At 71.9% G+C, this 17,784-nt stretch carries 17 protein-coding genes; 7 read left to right on the forward strand and 10 right to left on the reverse strand.

Features of this window, described 5'->3' with window-relative positions; translation table 11 throughout:
* Positions 1-10: 10 nt before the first annotated feature.
* Positions 11-1,138 (reverse strand): S1 family peptidase, encoded by a 1,128-nt coding sequence (locus H504_RS0131420; RefSeq protein ID WP_026426038.1) that lies wholly within the window; start codon positions 1,136-1,138, stop codon positions 11-13.
* 314 nt (positions 1,139-1,452) lie between these two features.
* On the opposite strand from H504_RS0131420, the gene H504_RS42225 reads away from it, so the two are divergent.
* Genes H504_RS42225 through H504_RS0131435 form a run of 3 tightly spaced genes read left to right on the forward strand, consistent with a single transcriptional unit; the run spans position 1,453 to position 4,245 of the window.
* Positions 1,453-1,695, forward strand: coding sequence for a hypothetical protein (locus H504_RS42225; protein WP_026426039.1), 243 nt, complete (start codon positions 1,453-1,455; stop codon positions 1,693-1,695).
* 25 nt (positions 1,696-1,720) lie between these two features.
* A complete protein-coding gene (locus H504_RS0131430) occupies positions 1,721-2,617 on the forward strand; it encodes an alpha/beta hydrolase (protein ID WP_026426040.1) in 897 nt (298 codons plus the stop codon).
* The gene (locus tag H504_RS0131435; protein WP_026426041.1) at positions 2,614-4,245 is read left to right on the forward strand and encodes an ABC-F family ATP-binding cassette domain-containing protein; all 1,632 of its coding nucleotides are present in this window, start codon (positions 2,614-2,616) and stop codon (positions 4,243-4,245) included. The genes H504_RS0131430 and H504_RS0131435 overlap by 4 nt, the downstream gene beginning before the upstream one ends.
* A 930-nt stretch (positions 4,246-5,175) precedes the next feature.
* Here the strand turns inward: H504_RS0131435 and H504_RS0131440 are convergent.
* Complete coding sequence (locus H504_RS0131440; RefSeq protein WP_026426042.1) at positions 5,176-5,373, reverse strand: antitoxin; 198 nt, start codon at positions 5,371-5,373, stop codon at positions 5,176-5,178.
* A 91-nt stretch (positions 5,374-5,464) separates the two neighbouring features.
* Here H504_RS0131440 and H504_RS38005 point away from each other — a divergent pair, with 91 nt between their 5' ends.
* The gene (locus H504_RS38005; protein WP_084468476.1) at positions 5,465-6,094 is read left to right on the forward strand and encodes a TetR/AcrR family transcriptional regulator; all 630 of its coding nucleotides are present in this window, start codon (positions 5,465-5,467) and stop codon (positions 6,092-6,094) included.
* Here H504_RS38005 and H504_RS0131450 read toward each other — a convergent pair.
* On the reverse strand, positions 6,034-6,861 hold the full coding sequence (locus tag H504_RS0131450; protein WP_026426043.1) for an isocitrate lyase/PEP mutase family protein: 828 nt from the start codon (positions 6,859-6,861) through the stop codon (positions 6,034-6,036). The two genes, H504_RS38005 and H504_RS0131450, sit on opposite strands and share 61 nt — an antisense overlap.
* Before the next feature lie 124 nt (positions 6,862-6,985).
* On the opposite strand from H504_RS0131450, the gene H504_RS0131455 reads away from it, so the two are divergent.
* Positions 6,986-8,434: an AlkA N-terminal domain-containing protein gene (locus H504_RS0131455; RefSeq protein ID WP_026426044.1), complete on the forward strand. Its 1,449-nt coding sequence runs from the start codon at positions 6,986-6,988 to the stop codon at positions 8,432-8,434.
* Positions 8,435-9,435: 1,001 nt separating this feature from the next.
* On the opposite strand, the gene H504_RS0131460 is transcribed toward H504_RS0131455, so the two are convergent.
* Together H504_RS0131460 and H504_RS0131465 are read right to left on the reverse strand one after the other, a co-directional pair.
* Complete coding sequence (locus H504_RS0131460; RefSeq protein ID WP_026426045.1) at positions 9,436-10,677, reverse strand: nucleotide sugar dehydrogenase; 1,242 nt, start codon at positions 10,675-10,677, stop codon at positions 9,436-9,438.
* A gap of 31 nt (positions 10,678-10,708) precedes the next feature.
* Positions 10,709-11,038 carry a hypothetical protein gene (locus tag H504_RS0131465; RefSeq protein ID WP_245614530.1) on the reverse strand — a complete coding sequence of 110 codons (330 nt, stop codon included), beginning with the start codon at positions 11,036-11,038 and terminating at the stop codon, positions 10,709-10,711.
* A gap of 174 nt (positions 11,039-11,212) precedes the next feature.
* Here H504_RS0131465 and H504_RS0131470 point away from each other — a divergent pair, with 174 nt between their 5' ends.
* Positions 11,213-12,025 carry a DUF3050 domain-containing protein gene (locus H504_RS0131470; RefSeq protein WP_245614531.1) on the forward strand — a complete coding sequence of 271 codons (813 nt, stop codon included), beginning with the start codon at positions 11,213-11,215 and terminating at the stop codon, positions 12,023-12,025.
* Positions 12,026-12,172: 147 nt separating this feature from the next.
* Positions 12,173-12,709, forward strand: a complete 537-nt coding sequence (locus H504_RS0131475; RefSeq protein WP_026426048.1) for an EF-hand domain-containing protein — start codon at positions 12,173-12,175, stop codon at positions 12,707-12,709.
* A 111-nt stretch (positions 12,710-12,820) separates the two neighbouring features.
* Here the strand turns inward: H504_RS0131475 and H504_RS43780 are convergent, their stop codons facing one another.
* The 5 genes from H504_RS43780 to H504_RS38015 are packed head-to-tail and all read right to left on the reverse strand — an operon-like array spanning position 12,821 to position 17,784.
* Positions 12,821-14,098: an FAD-dependent monooxygenase family protein gene (locus H504_RS43780; RefSeq protein WP_051386467.1), complete on the reverse strand. Its 1,278-nt coding sequence runs from the start codon at positions 14,096-14,098 to the stop codon at positions 12,821-12,823.
* A complete protein-coding gene (locus tag H504_RS0131485; RefSeq protein ID WP_026426049.1) occupies positions 14,095-14,490 on the reverse strand; it encodes a DUF6917 domain-containing protein in 396 nt (131 codons plus the stop codon). The genes H504_RS43780 and H504_RS0131485 overlap by 4 nt, the downstream gene beginning before the upstream one ends.
* Entirely contained in the window at positions 14,487-15,413 is a 927-nt protein-coding gene (locus tag H504_RS0131490) for a Gfo/Idh/MocA family protein (RefSeq protein WP_026426050.1), read from the reverse strand. The genes H504_RS0131485 and H504_RS0131490 overlap by 4 nt, the downstream gene beginning before the upstream one ends.
* Positions 15,413-16,513 (reverse strand): Ldh family oxidoreductase, encoded by a 1,101-nt coding sequence (locus H504_RS0131495; protein ID WP_026426051.1) that lies wholly within the window; start codon positions 16,511-16,513, stop codon positions 15,413-15,415. The genes H504_RS0131490 and H504_RS0131495 overlap by 1 nt, the downstream gene beginning before the upstream one ends.
* Complete coding sequence (locus H504_RS38015) at positions 16,510-17,784, reverse strand: M20/M25/M40 family metallo-hydrolase (protein WP_051386468.1); 1,275 nt, start codon at positions 17,782-17,784, stop codon at positions 16,510-16,512. Before H504_RS38015 ends, H504_RS0131495 begins: the two co-directional genes overlap by 4 nt.

Raw genomic sequence — 17,784 nt, forward strand, 5'->3', positions numbered from 1 at the left:
CCGGGGTCGGTCAGCCGGTGACCAACTGCAGGCCGTAGGCCGACAGGATCGGGTTGACCGGCTGGAAGTACGTGGTGCCACCGGAACTGCAGTCGCCCGAGCCGCCGGAGGTCACACCCTGGGCCTGGTCGCCGCTGACCCACGAGCCGCCCGAGTCACCCGGCTCGGCGCAGGCGTTGGTCTCGGTGAGCCCGTAGACGGTGCCCTCCTGGTAGTTCACCGTGGCGTTCTTGGACTCGATCGTGCCGCAGTGCCAGCCCGAGGTGGAGCCGGAGCGGCACACGCTCTGGCCGACCCCGGCCTCCTGCGAACCGCCGACCGTCACATCGCCGTTGCCGTAGCCGTTGACCAGCGGCGAGGGCTCCCACGACGAGTTGGTCTCGACCCACGAGTAGTCGTTGCCGGGGAAGGTCGAGCCCTGGAAGGTGCCCATCGCGCTGCGGTCGGCCCCGGCCACGCTGGACCCCGGTTGTCCACAGTGGCCCGCGCTGACGAACCCGCCCTGCACCGAGAAACCCACCGAGCAGCGGGCGGCGTTGTCGATGTAGTAGGCGTCGCCGCCGACGACCTGGCCCGCGAAGGTGCGCGGCGCGGTGGTTGTCTCGTCCACCCGGACCGGGCCTGCCGCCCTTGCTTTATCCACAAAAGACTCCACGTCCGCGCCGCCCGCCCCGCGCCGGACCTCTAGGACGACGGTGTTGCTCCGCTGGTCGACGTACCAACTGGTGACCGCCTTGGGTGCGCCGGAGCGGGACTGCTCGTCGATGGCGGCCTTCGCGGCGTCGAGCGCGGACGCGGTGTGCGCGACCACGGCCGGGCGGGCGCCGGTGGCGCTGACCGCGGCCGACTTGGCGGCGTCGGTCACGCCGACCACGAGGGCGCCCCGGTCGAGCCACGAGCCGCCGAACGCCTCGCCCGCCGCGGTCCGCGCGGTGCCGAGCAGGGCGTTCGCCGAGGTCTCCGCCGCCAACCGCTGCCGGACCTGGTCGGCGGTGAGGCCGAGATCGCGCTGGAGGGCGGGGACGAGCGCCTCCGGGGCGGCGGTGGCGCTCGGCGTGAGCGCGACGGCCGTACCCGCGGCGATGCCGATGGCGGCTAACGAGACGGCGATTCTTCTCCGGGTGGAGCTGCTGCGCATGGGGATGGTCCTTCTTCCTTGCTCGCAGGGTGGCCGGGGAGCCTGGTGTCCCCCCGGGTGGCCCACTCGGTCGTCCCCCGAATCGGTGACCGCTGGTCGACGGGGTCGGCCGGGTGGTTCGGCTGACGCTAGAGCGCTCCGGCGCAGGTCGGACACCCTACGAAAGTCGGTTGAGTGAATCGTTCACCCATTGAGCGGCAATTCGGTTACCAACCGTAGGCGACGATATGCCCCTCGGAAGTCGGGTTTCGTTACGACATTAGAGTGAGCCGCGATGCGGGTTTTGTAGCGATACCGAAAACCAGGAGCGCGCGGTGGGCGAGACACACACGCGGTGGCCGCCGCCCGGCTGGATCATCACTTTCGACATGGTCGACTTCGCCGACGGCCACCCCCGGTTCATCGGCATCGGCGTGGTCGCGGGCCCACCGGAACGGCACCCGCACCTCGGCCTCAACCGGCTGCCGGTCCGGCCGCTCGACCCGGACGACAGGCCAGTCCCCGAGTGGGTCACGTGGTCGGACATCATTGACGCGGTCCCACCGCCGGGGTGGTGACCGACCGACCAGGCGGAGGTGTGTCGTGTCGCTGCACCCGCAGGTGCGCGCGGTGGCCCAGGCCGGTGGCGTCCCGCCGCCGCTGACCACGGAGACGCTGACCGCGGCGCGGATCGGCCTGGAAGCCTCGACCCTCGCCGAGGCCGGACCGGGCACCCCGCTGACCGCCGTGTCCGACGGCGACGCCGACGGTGTGCCGATCCGGCTGTACCTGCCCAGTCCCGCGAACCCGTTACCGGTGGTGTTCTACCTGCACGGCGGCGGCTGGGCGATGGGCAACCTGGAGACGCACGACCCGCTGTGCCGCTACCTCGCCGCGCTCTCCGGTGCCGCCGTCATCGCCGTCGACTACCGGCTGGCGCCCGAGCACGCGTTCCCCGCAGCGCACGACGACGTCGACACGGCCGTCGCCTGGCTGCACCGGGAGGGGGAGCGGTACGGGCTGGACACCGGCCGGGTCGCCATCGCCGGTGACTCGGCGGGCGCGCACATCGCCACCGTGGCCGCCAGGCACTGGCGCGACCGGGGCAAGCCGTTCGCCTGCCAGGTGCTGGTCTGCCCGGTCACCGACCACGACGCCGAACTGTCCGATGTGGAGAGTCCGGGGCTGCGGCCGCAGGGTCTGGAGTTCTGCTGGGACGCCTACGCCCCGGCCGGGGTCGACCGCGACCAACCGGACCTGGCGCCGGGCAAGGCGGACCTGACCGGGCTGCCGCCCGCGCTGGTGATCACCGCCGAGCACGACGTGCTGTGCGGCCCCGGGGAGGCGTACGCGATGCGGCTGGCCGAGGCCGGTGTGCCGACCGTCGCCGTCCGCTACCAGGGCATGATCCACGGCTTCTTCCGCAGGTTGGCCCGGTTCGACGCGGCCCGCCAGGCCGTCGCCCAGGTCGCGGCGAACCTGCGGGCCGAGTTGTCGTGAGCGCCACCCTCGTCGCCAAGGGGCTGGCCGCCGGGCACGGCGACCGGGCGCTGTTCACCGGCCTGGACCTGGTGGTCGCCCCCGGTGACGTCATCGGGCTGGTCGGGGTGAACGGCGCGGGCAAGTCGACGCTGCTGCGCACCCTGGCCGGTCTGCTCCCGGCGGAGGAGGGCGCCGTCCGGCTGAACCCGCCCGCCGCCACCGTCGGGTACCTGCCGCAGGAACCGGACCGGCGCCCCGGGGAGACCGTGCTCGCGTTCCTGGCCCGCCGCACCGGGGTCGCCGACGCGCAGACCGCGATGGACACCGCCGCCGAGGCCCTCGCGTCCGGCGCGGACGGCGACGACTACACCGTCGCGCTGGAACGCTGGCTCGCCCTGGGCGGCGCTGACTTCGACGACCGCGCCGTCGCCGCCGTCGCCGATCTCGGCCTGGGGGTGCGGCTCGACCAGGAGATGGTGTCGCTGTCCGGCGGCCAGGCCGCGCGGGCCGGTCTCGCGTCGCTGCTGCTGAGCCGGTACGACGTGTTCCTGCTCGACGAGCCCACCAACGACCTCGACCTCGACGGCCTGGCCCGGCTGGAGGACTTCGTGTCCGGCCTGCGCGCGGGCACCGTCGTCGTCAGCCACGACCGCGAGTTCCTGACCCGCGCGGTGACCAGCGTCCTGGAACTCGACCTGCACCAACAGCAGATCCACGAATACGGCGGCGGCTACACGGCGTACCTCGAGGAACGCGAACTCGCCCGCCGCCACGCCCGCGAGGCCTACGAGGAGTACGCGGACACCAGGTCGTCCCTGGAGCAACGCGCCCGCACCCAGCGCAACTGGATGGAGAAGGGCGTCCGCAACGCCCGCCGCAAAGCCACCGACAACGACAAGATCGCCCGCAAAACCCGCGCCGAGTCAACGGAGAAGCAGGCCGCCAAAGCCCGCCAAACCGAACGCCTCATCGAACGGCTGGACGTGGTCGACGAGCCGCGCAAGGAGTGGGAACTGCGGATGGAGATCGCCACCGCCCCCCGCACCGGCGCCGTCGTCGCCGCCCTCACCGAGGCCGTGGTCCGCCGCGGCCCGTTCACCCTCGGCCCGGTCACCCTGGAAATCGGCTGGGCCGACAGGGTCGCCATCACCGGCGCCAACGGCGCGGGCAAGTCCACCCTGCTCGCCGCCCTGCTCGGCCGCACCCCCCTGACCTCCGGCACCAGCTACCTCGGCCCCGGCGTCGTCGTCGGCGAAGTCGACCAAGCCCGCGCCCTCTTCTTGGGCGCGGAAGAACTGTTCGACGCCTTCTCCCGCCAACTCCCCACCTGGCCCACCGCCGACGTCAGAACCCTCCTGGCCAAATTCGGCCTCCGCGCCGATCACGTCCTCCGCCCCGCCGCCACCCTCTCCCCCGGCGAACGAACCCGAGCCGCCCTAGCCCTCCTCCAAGCCCGCGGCGTCAACCTGCTGGTCCTGGACGAGCCCACCAACCACCTCGACCTGCCCGCCATCGAACAACTGGAATCCGCCCTCGCCACCTACCCCGGCACCCTCCTCCTGGTCACCCACGACCGCCACATGCTCGACGCCGTCACCACCACCCGCGCCCTCACCCTCACCAACGGCCACATCACCGAATCCTGACCCCCTTCCCCTTGCCTCGCCGCCGCCTCCCCACCACCCTCCGGGCGGCCCCACCCTCCCGGGGGGCGTCCCTGGTCCAGTCTACCGGGGGTGGCGGCGCCGAGGTGGGGACGCTGGCGGGCTGTGGACAAGCCACTCAGATGTGGATGGTTGCGGTGGTGTGGTGTGGACAGGCTCGACAAACGGCGCCGCTCGGTTGCGCGTGGGACCAAGACCAGGCACCCTCCGGGCGGCCCCCACCCTCCCGGGGGGCGTCCCGGGTCCAGTCTACCGGGGGTGGCAGCGCGGAGGTAGGGACGCTGGCGGGCTGTGGACAAGCCGGTGGGTTGTGGATGGTTTGCGGCCGGTGGGTGCGGGGTGGGCGAGCTCCGTGGGCGGCATGGCTGGGCCGTGGAGTTGCCCGTGCCGCGAGGCCGTGAAGTCTCCGAGTATGCCCGCCCTGTTCGGCGGCGCCCTTTGTCGATCTGCGGGTTCGTCGAGGTAGAAGCGCCTTTGAGCCGCAGCAAGCGTGGGACAGGCTCGGCGGACGATGTGACTGGATTGTGGTTGTGCCGTGGGGCGAGACGACGCACCCTCCGGGCGGCCCCCACCCTCCCGGGGGGCGTCCCTGGTCCAGTCTATCGGGGGTAGCGGCGCGGGGGTAGGGGGGTTGGTGGGCTGTGGATGGGCCGCTGGGTTGTGGATGAATTGCGGTCGGCAAGGAGGAGCTCGGTTGGCGGTGGTCCGGGTCGCGTGGGCGTGAGCGGTGGATCGGCGGGATCAGGTCTTGATCGAGGGGGCCGGAGGGGGCTCACGCGGGGGTGGGCCGCAAGCGTGGGGTGAATGTGGTCGTGGGGAGAGGTGGCCGCGCAATCGGGGCGGAAAGGCAAACGGCGCCCGCCAAGGGAAGGCGGGCGCCGGATGGGATTGCGAATTGCAAGATGCGGGGAGTTAGTGCGGCGCGGTGGCCGTGTGCACCTTGCGGAGGGCGTTGTCGATGTGGCGACTGTATTTGCCCTTGGTTTTCTGGTTGACGAACTCGCCCGCCTTGGTGGCCATGCGGTTCACCTTGTCCGGGTGCTTGCGCACGTACTGGGTGGCGGCCGCGGCGGCGCCTGCCAGGGCGGTGAGCTTCTTCAGCTTCGGCATGGTGGGCTCCTTCCCGTGTCTCCCGTCAACGGTTGAGGTACCCCGATTGGTTCCTGGTCACGCGCACCCGCGAACGCATTACTGTGCACGTATGGCCACGTATGCATCGGTGCGGGGGCGGCGGCAGGCCGCGGTGACCCCGGCGCGGGTGGTGGCCGAGGCGTTGGCGCTGACCCGGTCGCACGGGGTGGAGACGTGGACGTTGCGGCAGCTCGCGGCGGCCGTCCAGGCGTACCCGGCCGTCATCTACCACCACGTCGGCGACCGGGAGGCCGTCGTCGCGGCCGTGTTGGACCGGGTGGCGCGCGAACTCCCACTGCCACCGGACAGCCTGCCGTGGCGGACCTGGTTCGAGCGGTTCCTCACCGACGCGCGGCCGGTGCTGCGCCGCTACCCCGGCGTCGCGCGGCGGCTGGCCGTGCACGGCGAGCGAGTCCCCGCCATGCACGACATCGTCGACCGCGGGGTGGACGTGCTCACCCGCGCCGGGTTCGGACCCCAGGCCGGCCCGGTCTACACCGTCCTGGTCACGCACGCCCTGCAGAGCATCGCCACCGAGGACGACCGCGACCGCGCCGCGCTACCCGGGCCGGACCTGTACCGCTACGGCCTGGCCCGGCTCCTCGACGGCGTCGGTGGCGTGGCGTCCCAACCGGACACTCAGCGGGTCAGCAGTCCGTTCAGCTCACCCCACCCCAGCGACTCGGCGACCGACTCGTAAGTCCCCCGCTCCAGCAGTTCCCGGGTCGCACGTTGCACGAGTGCGTAAGCGGCTTGCGGGATGGCGGATCCGAGGCTGGCCCTGGCCACGCCGACCGCCGCCAGTTCCGCCACCGACGGCGCCCCCGGGTGGACCATCGCGTTGACCGGGGCCGGGATCTCGCGCACCAACCGGCCCAACGCATCCAGGTCGGTCAGCCCCGGAACGAAGATCCCGGACGCGCCCGCGGCCAGGTACGCCGTTGCCCGTTCGACCGTCTCGGTGAAGCGTTCCCCCTCGTCCGCGCCGACCTGGCGCAGGTAGGTGTCCAACCGGGCGTTCAGGTAGAGCGCGACTCCAGCCTCTTCGGCGGCGGCGCGCGCCGCCGCCAACCGCTCTGCCTGCTCGGGGATGGCGCGCAGGCCGCCAGGGTGGCTGTCCTCGATGTTCACCCCCACCGCGCCCGCGGCGAGCACACCGCGGACCGTCTCGGCGACACCCTCGGCCGTGGCACCGAAACCCGACTCGATGTCCGCGGTCACCGGCACGTCCACCGCGGACACCACCCGCGCGATCAGTTCCAGCGCGAGCGCGCGGTCCAGCTTGTCACCGTCCGGCGCACCAAGACCCCAGGCCACACCGGCGCTCGTGGTCGCGACCGCCTTGGCCCCGGCCGCCACCGAGACCGCCGCGCTGGCCACGTCCCACGCGTTCGGGAGGGCCAGCACCCCGCCCCCGGTGTGCAGGGCGGCGAAGGCGGCGGCTCGGTCCTGTTGGGAAGTTGTCATGCCCACAGCGAACCACGGGGGACCGACAGTTCCGGGCCGGCCGAAAAGCGACGGTGCTGCTTTCTGGACTGTCAAGTCGTTTTACCGCCAATGACGCTGTACGGCCGACCATCATCCTGTCCGGGTGCATGAGGATTTCGACCGCTGCGTGCGCGCGGTGCGCTCCAAGGACGCGCGCTTCGACGGCTGGTTCTTCACCGCCGTACGGACCACCCGGATCTACTGCAGGCCAAGCTGTCCAGGGATGCCGCCCAAAGCAGAGAACATGACCTTCTTCCCCAGTGCCGCCGCCGCCCAACAGGCCGGGTACCGGGCGTGCAAACGCTGCCGCCCGGACGCCAGCCCCGGGTCGCCGCAGTGGAACGAGCGGGCCGATCTGGCCGCCCGCGCCATGCGGCTGATCGCCGACGGGGTGGTGGACCGGGCCGGGGTGCCCGGACTGGCCGCCCGGCTCGGCTACAGCGTCCGGCAGGTGGAGCGCCAACTGCTCGCCGAGTTCGGCGCCGGACCGCTCGCGCTGGCCCGAGCCCAGCGCGCGCAGACCGCCCGGCTGCTGATCGAGACCACCGCGCTGCCGATGAGCGAGGTCGCCGCCGCCGCCGGGTTCGGCAGCATCCGGACGTTCAACGACACGGTGCGCGAGGTGTTCGCGTTACCCCCGACGGAGCTGCGGCTGCGCGCGGGCAGGCAGGTCGCCAGCCCGGGGGTGATCTCGCTGCGGCTGCCGTTCCGCCAGCCACTGTGTCCGGACAACCTGTTCGGACACCTGGCCCGCACCGCCATCCCCGGCGTGGAGGAGTGGCGCGACGGCGCGTACCGGCGCACCCTGCGGCTCCCGCACGGCACCGGCATCGCGACCCTGCGGCCCACCGCGGACCACATCGCCTGCCAACTCGCGCTGACCGACCTGCGCGACCTGGCCCGCGCGATAAGCCGCTGCCGCCGCCTGCTCGACCTCGACGCCGACCCGATCGCCGTCGACGACCAGTTGGCCGCCGACCCCGTACTGGCCCCCCTGGTCCGCCGGGACCCCGGCCGCCGGGTGCCGCGCACGGTCGACGGGGCCGAACTCGCCATCCGGGCCGTACTCGGGCAACAGGTGTCCATCGCCGCCGCCCGCGCCAACCTGGCCCGCCTCGTCCTGGACCACGGTGACCCCGTCCACGACCCCACCGGCGGCCTGACCCACCTGTTCCCCACCCCCGCGTCCCTCTCCGACATCTCCCCGGACCGGGTCGCCCTGCCCCGGGCCCGGCGCGACACCCTCACCGCCCTCGTCGCGACCCTCGCCACCGGAGCGCTCGACCTGGGCGTCGGGGCGGACCGCGAACGGGCCCGCGCCCGCCTCGGTACCCTGCCGGGGTTCGGCCCGTGGACGGTGGAAACCATCGCCATGCGCGCCCTCGGCGACCCGGACGCCTTCCTCCCGGGCGACCTGACTGTCCGCGCGGCCGCCCGAACCCTCGGGCTGCCACACACACCGACGGCGCTGACGGCGCACGCCGCCGTGTGGCGACCGTGGCGCGCGTATGCCGTCCAGTACCTCTGGGCACTCGGCGAACAACGCGTCTGATCGTCCACACTGGACAACCATCTCGGACGGTTCGGCGCGCACCCCGAACCGCACGTTCCCCACCGGTGACCGCGCCGCCCGTCGGCGCGGTCACCGGTGATCTTCGTCCGATGGATCCCCCGAATTCCAACCTAGCGTGGGGGACTGACAATCCCGACGCGGTAGCTGGCTGCCTGTGGACAACTGGGCAAGCTGTGGCGGGAGGCCGGCCGGGCAGGCAAGTATCCGCGGCAGGCGCGACCTCGGCCGGCCTGTGGGCGATCGGTTCACATCGCCGTCGGATGTCCACAGGCTCGCCATGACCCGGCTGTTCTGCGGGCTACTTGTCCACGTTGCCGCCAGATATCCATGGGTCCGTCGCGATGTCGGCTGTCGTGTGGGTCATCTGTTCGCATCGCCGTTGGATGTCCGCGGCTCCACCGCGTCTCGGCTGTTCTGTGGGTCACCGATCCACGTCGCTGTCGGATGTCCGCGGGTCTGTCGCGATGTCGGCTGTCTTGTGGGTCACCTGTTCACATGGCCGCCGGATATCCACGGGCCTGCCGCGATCTCGATTGTCCTGTGGGCCACTTGTCCACATCGCCGCTGGAGGTCCACAGGTCTGCCGCGTCTCGGCTGTTGTGTGGGGCATCGGTCCATGTCGTCGCCGGATATCCATAGGTCTGCCACGACCTCGGCTGCCTTGTGGGCCGTCTGTGCACATCGCTGCTGGACGTCCACAGGTCTGCTGCGATCTCGCATGTTGTGTGGGCCACTTGTCCACATTGCCAGCGGATATCTACAAGTCTGTCGCGATGTCGGGTGTTGTGTGGGTCGTTGGTGCACATCGCTGCCGGATGGGCGCGGGGCTGTCGCGATGTCGGTTGCGCTGTGGGCCACTTATCCACATCACTGGCGGGCGTTCACAGGTTGGCCGCGGTCGGTCGGTTTTGTCGGGGTGGTCGCCTAGGCTTGATGTGGGGGCTGCTCGGTACGGAGATCGTTTTGCGGGGGACGGTGGGTTAGAGGCGGTCGACGTTGTCGCCGTCCATGCGGCCTCGGGTGTCGAGGATGGCGTGGGCTGTGTCGGCGATGGTGGGGAGGTCGAAGCAGCGGTGGGCCTGGAGCAGGATCACCAGGTCCGCACTGTCCACTGTAGACGAATGGGGCACCTCGACCCCGTCCACCGCGAACCTGGCGGCGTACGGGTCGTGGTAGGTGACGGTGGCGCCGAGGGCGCGGAGTTGGCGGACGACGCCGATGGCGGGGGACTGGCGGAGGTCGGCGACGTCGGCCTTGTAGGTGACGCCGAGGAGGAGGACGCGGGAGCCGTACACGCGGCGGCCGTCGCGGGTGAGCAGGTCGCGGGCGCGGCGGACGACGTAGCCGGGCATGCCCGCGTTCACCTCCTGCGCGGCGGTGACCAGGGAGCAGGGCAGGCCCTCGGCGCGGGCGCGGTTGGCGAGGTAGCGCGGGTCGACCGGGATGCAGTGGCCGCCGACACCCGGGCCGGGGGAGAACGGCTGGAAGCCGAAGGGTTTGGTGGCCGAGCAGCGCAGCACATCCCACACGTCGATGCCGAGTCGGTCGCAGAACACGGCGAGCTCGTTGACCAGCGCGATGTTGACCAGCCGGTAGCTGTTCTCCAGCAGCTTCGCCGTCTCGGCCTCGCGCAGACCGGCGGCGACCACGACGGAATCGACGAGCACCTCGTAGAACGCGGCGCACCGCTTGGCGCACATCGGGGTCAGGCCGCTGACCACCTTCGGCGTGTTCTCCAGGGCGTACTCGCCGTTGCCGGGGTCGATCCGCTCCGGTGAGTAGCCCAGGTTGAAGTCGGCCCCGGCGACGAGCCCGCTGGACTCCAGCACCGGCAGCAGCACTTCCTCGGTGGTACCGGGGAAGCTGGTGGACTCCAGCACCACCAGGCTGCCCGGCCGCAGGTGCTCGGCGACCGCGCGCCCGGCGGCCAGCACCGAGCGCAGGTCCGGCTCGCCGTCGACGAGACCGGTGGGCACGCAGATCACCACCGTGTCCGCTGTGGACACCTCGGCGAACGAAGTGGTGGCGGTGAACCCGCTCGCGAGCATGCCCGCGAGCGCGTCCGAACCGGTGTCCTGCACGTGCGAGCGGCCCGCCATCAGGCAGGCGACCACGGCGGGGTCGGTGTCGACGCCGACCACCCGCAGCCCCGCGCCGCAGGCCCGTCTGGCCAGGGGCAGTCCGACATAGCCGAGTCCGACCACCACGAGGTCAGCAGACACGGGTGCTTGTTCCTTCCTCCGGGGCGGGGGCTCAGACGCTGAAACTGCCGACCGGGCTGACGTGGGTGCCGTCGCCGGGGACCAGGTTGTGCACCGGGAAGATCGGGAACACGCACAGCGGGTCGAAGTAGATGGTGACCACCCGGTCCGTCTGGTTGATCAGCACGTGTGACAGCGGCGGCAGGGTGTGGCAGCCGGTCGGGTGCTTGTAGACGGTGACCGGGGTGAACTCCATCTGGAACACCACGACCTGGTCGACGGTGGTGTCCGCGGGCGGCTCGGCCGCGGCCGCGGGCAGGGCGGCGGCGAGGCTGGTGACGGTGGCGCACAGCGCGAGGAGAACCGGGCGGGCGAACCGCATGACGGAGTTCCTTTCCACGTGATCGGCGGTGATCGGGCGCGCACGGTCCATGCTGGTCATTTCCGGTGTTACCCGCAGTCGCTGAGTCGGGTACGGGTTTTCACCTCATTGATAAGTGGCGCGTGACCGCCGGTATCCCTAGCGTCCGCTAGATCAGGCGCATGAGCGAGAGGCATGGTGAAGATGACCCGCTACGACTGGCCGCTGTCACTACCGGCGCTGTCCCACCCCGGCGTCGAGAGCGTCCGGGCGGGCATCGAACCCGTGCTCGCCGAGGTCGGCGCGCACCCCATCTACCGGCGGATCGGCGGCCGCGCCGAGGTCGCGGTGTTCATGTCGCAGCACGTCTTCGCCGTGTGGGACTTCATGTCCCTGCTGAAGATCCTGCAGAACGAGCTCACCTGCGTGCGCGTGCCGTGGGTGCCGACCGGGGCGCCCATCTGCCGCAGGCTGGTCAACGACATCGTCCTCATCGAGGAGAGCGACGAGTTCGGCGAGGGTTACGTCAGCCACTACGAGCTGTACCGGCACGCGATGACCGAGGCGGGCGCGGACACCATGGCCATCGACGCGTTCCTCGACCTGCTGCGCGCGGGATCGTCGGTGCCGGACGCGCTGCTCGACGCCGTGGTTCCCGCGCCCGCGGCCGGTTTCGTGCGGTCCACGTGGGAACTGGTGAGCCGCGCGCCGGTGCACTGCCAGGCGGCCGCGTTCGCGTTCGGGCGCGACGAACTGCTGCCGCTGATGTTCGACCGGGTCCTGCCGCCGCGCGGGACCGGCGGGCCGCTGTCGCTGCTGCGCGTCTACTTGGAACGCCACCTTGAGGTCGACGCCGACCTGGCCACCCGGATCGTGGCCGACCTGTGCGGACCCGACGAGGTCAAGTGGGCCGAGTGCGTGGCCACCGTCGTCGGCGTGCTGCGGGCCAGGATCCGGCTCTGGGACGGCGTTGTCGCCGCGATGGACGCCGAACTCGCCCGCGCCTGACTACCGGGAATCCGGTAGGGCTAATGGAAATACATCCGAATAGGTGATACGCGTACCGGGCCGGCATGGGCATGCGTTGCTAGTGTCCCCATTGCGGGCCACTTCGTTCGGTTCCGCGCACAGCCAAGCACACGAAGGAGCAAGGTCGTGACCGCTAGCGTCCAGGACAGCCGGTTGAAGCGCCGATTCGAACTCTGGGACACCAACGGGGACGGGTCGATCGACCGCTCGGACTACGAGACCGAGGCACGCCGAATCCTGCAGGGCTTCGGCGAGCAGGAGAACTCCCCCAAGGGTCGGGCGCTGCTCTCCGCGTACACCGGCATGTGGGACACCCTCGCGAGCAAGGCCGGGGTGAACTCGGGCGGCCAGGTCACCCTGGACCAGTTCATCCAGATCACCGACTCCGAGATCGCCCACGGCGGCGACTCCGGCTTCGACCGCAACCTGCGCCCCACCATCGAGGCCATCGTCGACATCTGCGACACCGACGGCGACGGCGAGGTCAGCCCCGCCGAGTTCAAGCGCTGGATGCGCGCCGCAGGCGTGGACGAGCGCCAGGCCGAGCAGGCCTTCAGCCAGCTCGACAGCAACCACAACGGCTCCCTGTCCGTGGAAGAACTCGTCGACGCCGTGCGCGACTACCACCAGGGCAAGCACGACATCTCGCTGCTGGGCAAGTAAACCCAGTCGCCCCATCGCCCCGAGCGCCCACCGGCTCTCGGGGCGATGCCGCGTCTACAGTGGACTGGGTGGTCGGAGTACCAGGGGACCGGTACGGGGTGGGTCTACCGGTCAGCGGCGGAATGAGGCCAGGAGGGTGCGGCCGAGGATGGTGGGGGTGAGCATGTCCGCGGGGCGGATTCGCATGTTGATGACCTCCACGAAACGTCGGGCGACGACGGGGTCGGTCATGGCGGCGTGGTCGATGGCGGCGGACAGGGCTCGTTGGAGGGGGAAGGTGCGGGGGCGGGGGGCGGTGACGTGCGGGAGGCGGAGGTCTTCGGTGGTGCTTGTCGTCCAGCCCGCGTCGGTGATGACTTTGAGGTGGCGGAGGTAGGTGGTGATGGGGTCGCCCGTGGTCAGCCAGGAGGAGAGGGCTGAGGCGTGCAGGGTGGCGGCGGTGATGCCCTGGCCGTAGATGGGGTTGAAGGAGGCCACGGCGTCGCCGACGGGGAGGAGGTTGCGGGGGAAACGGGGGAGCAGGTGGAAGTCGCGGCGGAGGCTGTGCGGGAAGCGGTAGGGGATGACGGGACCCGCGGGGGCGCACGAGTCCACGAGGGTGGTGAAGGCGGGGGCGGGTTCGGCGTGGCAGCGGGACGTGAACTCGGCGCGGTCGCGGGTGGGGCGGTCCGGGCCGTAGCCGGAAACGGTGCAGATCCAGCGGTCCGGGCCGAGGGGGGCGACGCAACTGACCCCGGGGGACGGGGAGGACGGCGACCGTACCGAGTGGACACACAGGAGGTCGTCGAGGCGTTGACCGGGTGCGCGGTGGAACAGGGCTGTCGCGTAACCCAGGTCGAGGTTGACGCGGCGGCGCGGCGGGCCGGGGTGGTCCAGGGCCGCCAGCCAGGAGCCGAGCCTGCTGCCGCGGCCGGTCGCGTCGACGACGAACGCGCACGCCATCTCCGCGCCGGACGCCAGGCGGACGCCGGTGATCTCGGTGGTGCCGGTGAAACCGACGACCCGGTCGGACACGAGCCGCACGGACGGCAGCACGGCGCGGCGGATGTGCCACTCCAGCAGCGGGCGGTGGATCGGCATCAGGCGATCACCCGGGACCGGCGGGCGATCCCGGCCGTCGACCAGCATCCGGCCGTCGGACAGCGGGTCGCAGACCACGGCGCCGTCGCGGGCCAGCGCGGCCTGCAGGTCGGGGAACCAGTGGGTCAGCAGGTCCTGGGCCTGGCCGAGCAGCATGTGGAACTGGTCGCCGTGCGCGGCCCCCGGGCGGTTGACCGGTGACGCGGGCAGGGCGTCCGGCTCGACGACCACCACCTCGTCCACCCAGTCGCGCAGGACCCGGGCGGCGAGCAGGCCCGCGACGCTGCCGCCCGCGACGACGGCCCTCACGACGACTGGACGAACTGGACGGGGGACTCCGGCGACAGCGCGATCTGCGCGCCGGTGACCGGCTGTTCCGCGCGGATCAGGATGTTGTAGTGGTTCGGGAAGTGGCACGAGTCGAAGCCGAGGACCCGGCCGACGACCTGGTCGCCGATGCGGACCTCGTCGCCCCGGTCGATCACCCCGCCGTGGTGGATCTCGGCGAACCCGAGGAAACCGACCCGGTCGATGCTGGGGTCGCCGACGGTGTGGTCGGTGGTGACCAGCTCGTGCACCTCGCCCCGCCGCACGCACCGGCTGGCGAAGTCCTCCAGGCGCATGCCCCGGTCGTCGCGGCTGTGCACCAGGACCTTCACCAGGACCCCGGACACCGTGCGCTTGCTGCCGTCCTCGATCACGACTTCTCCCCGATCAGCGCGGGCCGCGACCACTGCTCGGCCCGGTAGGCGGCGTCGACCAGCGCCAGGGCGGCGAGGCCATCGCGGTCGACCCCGCCGGTGTGGATGGCCACGGTGAACGCGCGCAACACCCCGGCGTACTCGTGCCACAGCGACTGCTTGAACCCGGCGAACCCGGCCAGCATGTCCGCGCGGTGCACGGCCCCGTCGGCCAGCCGGACCTCCAGGTCCTTGGTCTCGCCGCGGTGGTCCCAGTCCAGCTCGACCACCGCCCGCGCCCCGCTCTCGGCGGCCAGCTCCACCACGGCCCGCCGGTCGACGCCGTGCGCGTCCCGCCGGATGTCCACCCCGCCCACCTGCAGGGTGCCCAGCAGCAGCCGGACCAGGTCGAACGCGTTGGGACCGTTGTCGGCGACGCAGCCGCCGCCGCAGCGGGCCGGGTCGAGGTACCAGCGGTCGGCGCCGACGTGGTCCTCGATCCGCTCCAGGTACCGCACCCGCACCGACTCGATCGGCACCCCGCGCGGCAGGCTCTCCAGCAGGGCGCCGACCCGGGCGTTGTACCGGCGGTGGAACGAGGTGAACAGCACCGCGCCCCGGGTCGCCGCCAGCTCGGCCAGCGCCAGCCCGTCCCGCAGCCGGGTGGCCAGCGGCTTCTCCACGCACACCGGCAGCCCGGCGTCCAACAGGTCGAGGCACACCCCGGCGTGCTGGTCGTTGGGCACGGTCACCACCACGCCGTCCAGGCCGCCCGCGGCGATCATGTCCCGGTGGTCGCGCCAGCACGGCACCTCGTCCCGGTACGGGGCCAGCGCCTCCGGCCGCACGTCGCACACCGCGCCCAGCCGCAGCGGGCCGCCCTCGCCCAGCGCCGCCAGGTAGTACCGGGAGATCACGCCGAGCCCGATCACGCCGATCCGCATCAGCCCACCTCCGGCAGCGCGACACCCAACCGGTCACCCAGCTCCACCAGCTCCGCGTACAACTCGCCGCTGAGCGGGACCCCCTCACGGCGGGACCGCTCCGCCCGGCGGGCCTCCGGTACCCCCGGGTAGGACACCTGCCCGTCCGGCTGGACCGGCGGGCAGGCCAGCAGCGCCCCGAACAGCGACCCCGCCTCCCGCTGGTAGGTGCCCGGCTGCCGCAGCGCGGCGGGGGCGACGGCGAGCACGAAGTAGCCGATGTCGTCGTCCGGCGCGCGGTCGACCGACAGCGCCGCCTGGGACGGGCCGAGCCCGGCACCCGGCACCAGCGCGGCCAGCACCTCCACCATCAGGCCGAGGCCGAACCCCTTGTGCTGGTCGCCGAGCCAGGTCAGGTGCGCGGTGCCGTCGTCGAACCGGGTCGGGTCGGTGACCGGCTCGCCCGCGTCGTCGACCAGCCAGCCCGCCGGGACGTCGACCCCGGCGCGGGCCGCCGCCCTGACCTTGCCGGTCGGCACCGTGGTCGTGCTCATGTCCAGCAGGAACGGCGGGTGCTGACCGGCGGGCGCGGCGACGCTGAGCGGGTTCGTGCCCAGCATCGGCACCCGGCCACCCGGCGGCCGCGTGATCCGCTGGTGCCCGCAATTGGCCGCGACCACGCCGATCATCCCGTGCGCCACCGCCCGCATCGCGTGCGGGCCTGCGCAGCCGAAGTGCGTGCCGCCGCGCACCGACACGAGCCCGATCCCGAACTCCCCCGCCCGCTTGGTGGCCAGGTCCATCGCCTCGCCCGCCAGCCACAGCCCCAGCGCGCCCTGACCGTCGAGCAGCACGGCGGCGCCCCGGTCGGACAGTACGCGCGGCTCCGCGTCCGCCCGAGCCCGTCCCGATGCCAACAGCGGCAGGTAGATCCGGCTCAGGTTGGTGAGGCCGTGCGAGGTCATGCCGACGATGTCGCCGTGGCACAACGCCGTCGCGGCCGCCTTGGCCCGCTCGGGCGGGATGCCGTGCGCGCTGAACACCGCCGAGGTGAAGCGGAGCAGGTCGTCGTGCGGGACCCGCACGGTGGTCACGGGCAGGGCCTGGTCGAGGTCCGTCATGGTGCTGCCGTTCTGGTTGTGGCCGGGGGATCGGGTGGGGCCGGGGGATTGAGTGGAAAGGTGCGCAAGATCCGCGACACCTGGTCGGCGAACGCGGAGAGGTCGCCGACGGCGACGAACTCGCCGTCGGCGTGGGCGTTGTTGGCGGCGAGGTCCCCCGGGCCGAGGACCGCGGTGGCGGTACCGGGGACGCCGGACATCCAGATCGCGTCGCACGTGAACGCGGGCTCGGTCTCGGGCCAGGCGGGGATACCGGCGCCGGTCATCACCGCGTCCAGCCAAGGATGCTTGCCCGACAGTGCCGGTAGGCCGCGTTTGAGCCAGTCGACCGTGGTTACCCGTGCGGCGTCCGCGGCCGTGCGGGCCAGTTCCGGTACCGACGCGAAGGTCTCACCGAAGCGGGTAAGACCGTCGGCGACAGCACGATCCAGTGCCGCGGTGAGTTGTTCGCCGTCGTCCGCGTAGGCGAGGTTCACCAAGAGGTCGCCACTGCCGTACACGCGGTTGTGCCGGGTACCGGTGTGCAGCCCGGCGATGCACGCCTGGCCACCGGCGAGTTGACCCGCCAGGTGCTGGGCGAGGTAACCGAGCAACACGGTCGCGTTGTGGCCGTCGCCGGGGCGGTCGTCGATGGAGCCGGAGCCGGTAACCCTGACTCGCGCGGTAGCCGACGCGGTGGCTCGTGGCAGGTAGCGCAAACCGGTTGGTTCGCAGAAGACGTTCAGGGCGCCGTAGTAGCCGAGTTCGATGAGCGGGCGCGTCCCGAAGGTGCCCATCGCGCCGCCCTCCTCACCGGAGACCGCTTGCACCAGAACGGAGATCTCACGGCCGATACGGCGGTCTCGTTTCGCGGCGTCACGGATACCCGCCAACAACGCCACAGCGGGCCCCTTGGCGTCGACGGCGCCGCGACCTCTTACCACGGCGCCGTCGTAGTGCCCGGGTTCATGCCCGGCGACGGTGTCAAGGTGGACGTTGAACATGACGGTCGGCGCGTCCGCCGGTCCCATGCGCAACACGAGGTTCGGTTGCCCCGCGAGGAAAGACGGGTTCTCCGCCGCCGCGCGTACCGCCGCCGGTACACCTGGCAGCCGCAGCACCGAGGGATCAGCGGGACCGTGGTGCACGACGGTGAACCCCGTCGCCGCGTCCGCGTAGAGGTACTGGCACTCCCACAGCAGCGCGGGCTCGACGCCCTCCATCGGGCCCGCCGTGGGCAGGTTGATCAGCCGGAGCAGCAACGCCGCGTCGGCATCGGTGAACTCGGCCAC

Source organism: Actinokineospora inagensis DSM 44258 (assembly GCF_000482865.1).
In the GTDB taxonomy this organism is placed as follows: Bacteria; Actinomycetota; Actinomycetes; order Mycobacteriales; family Pseudonocardiaceae; genus Actinokineospora; species Actinokineospora inagensis.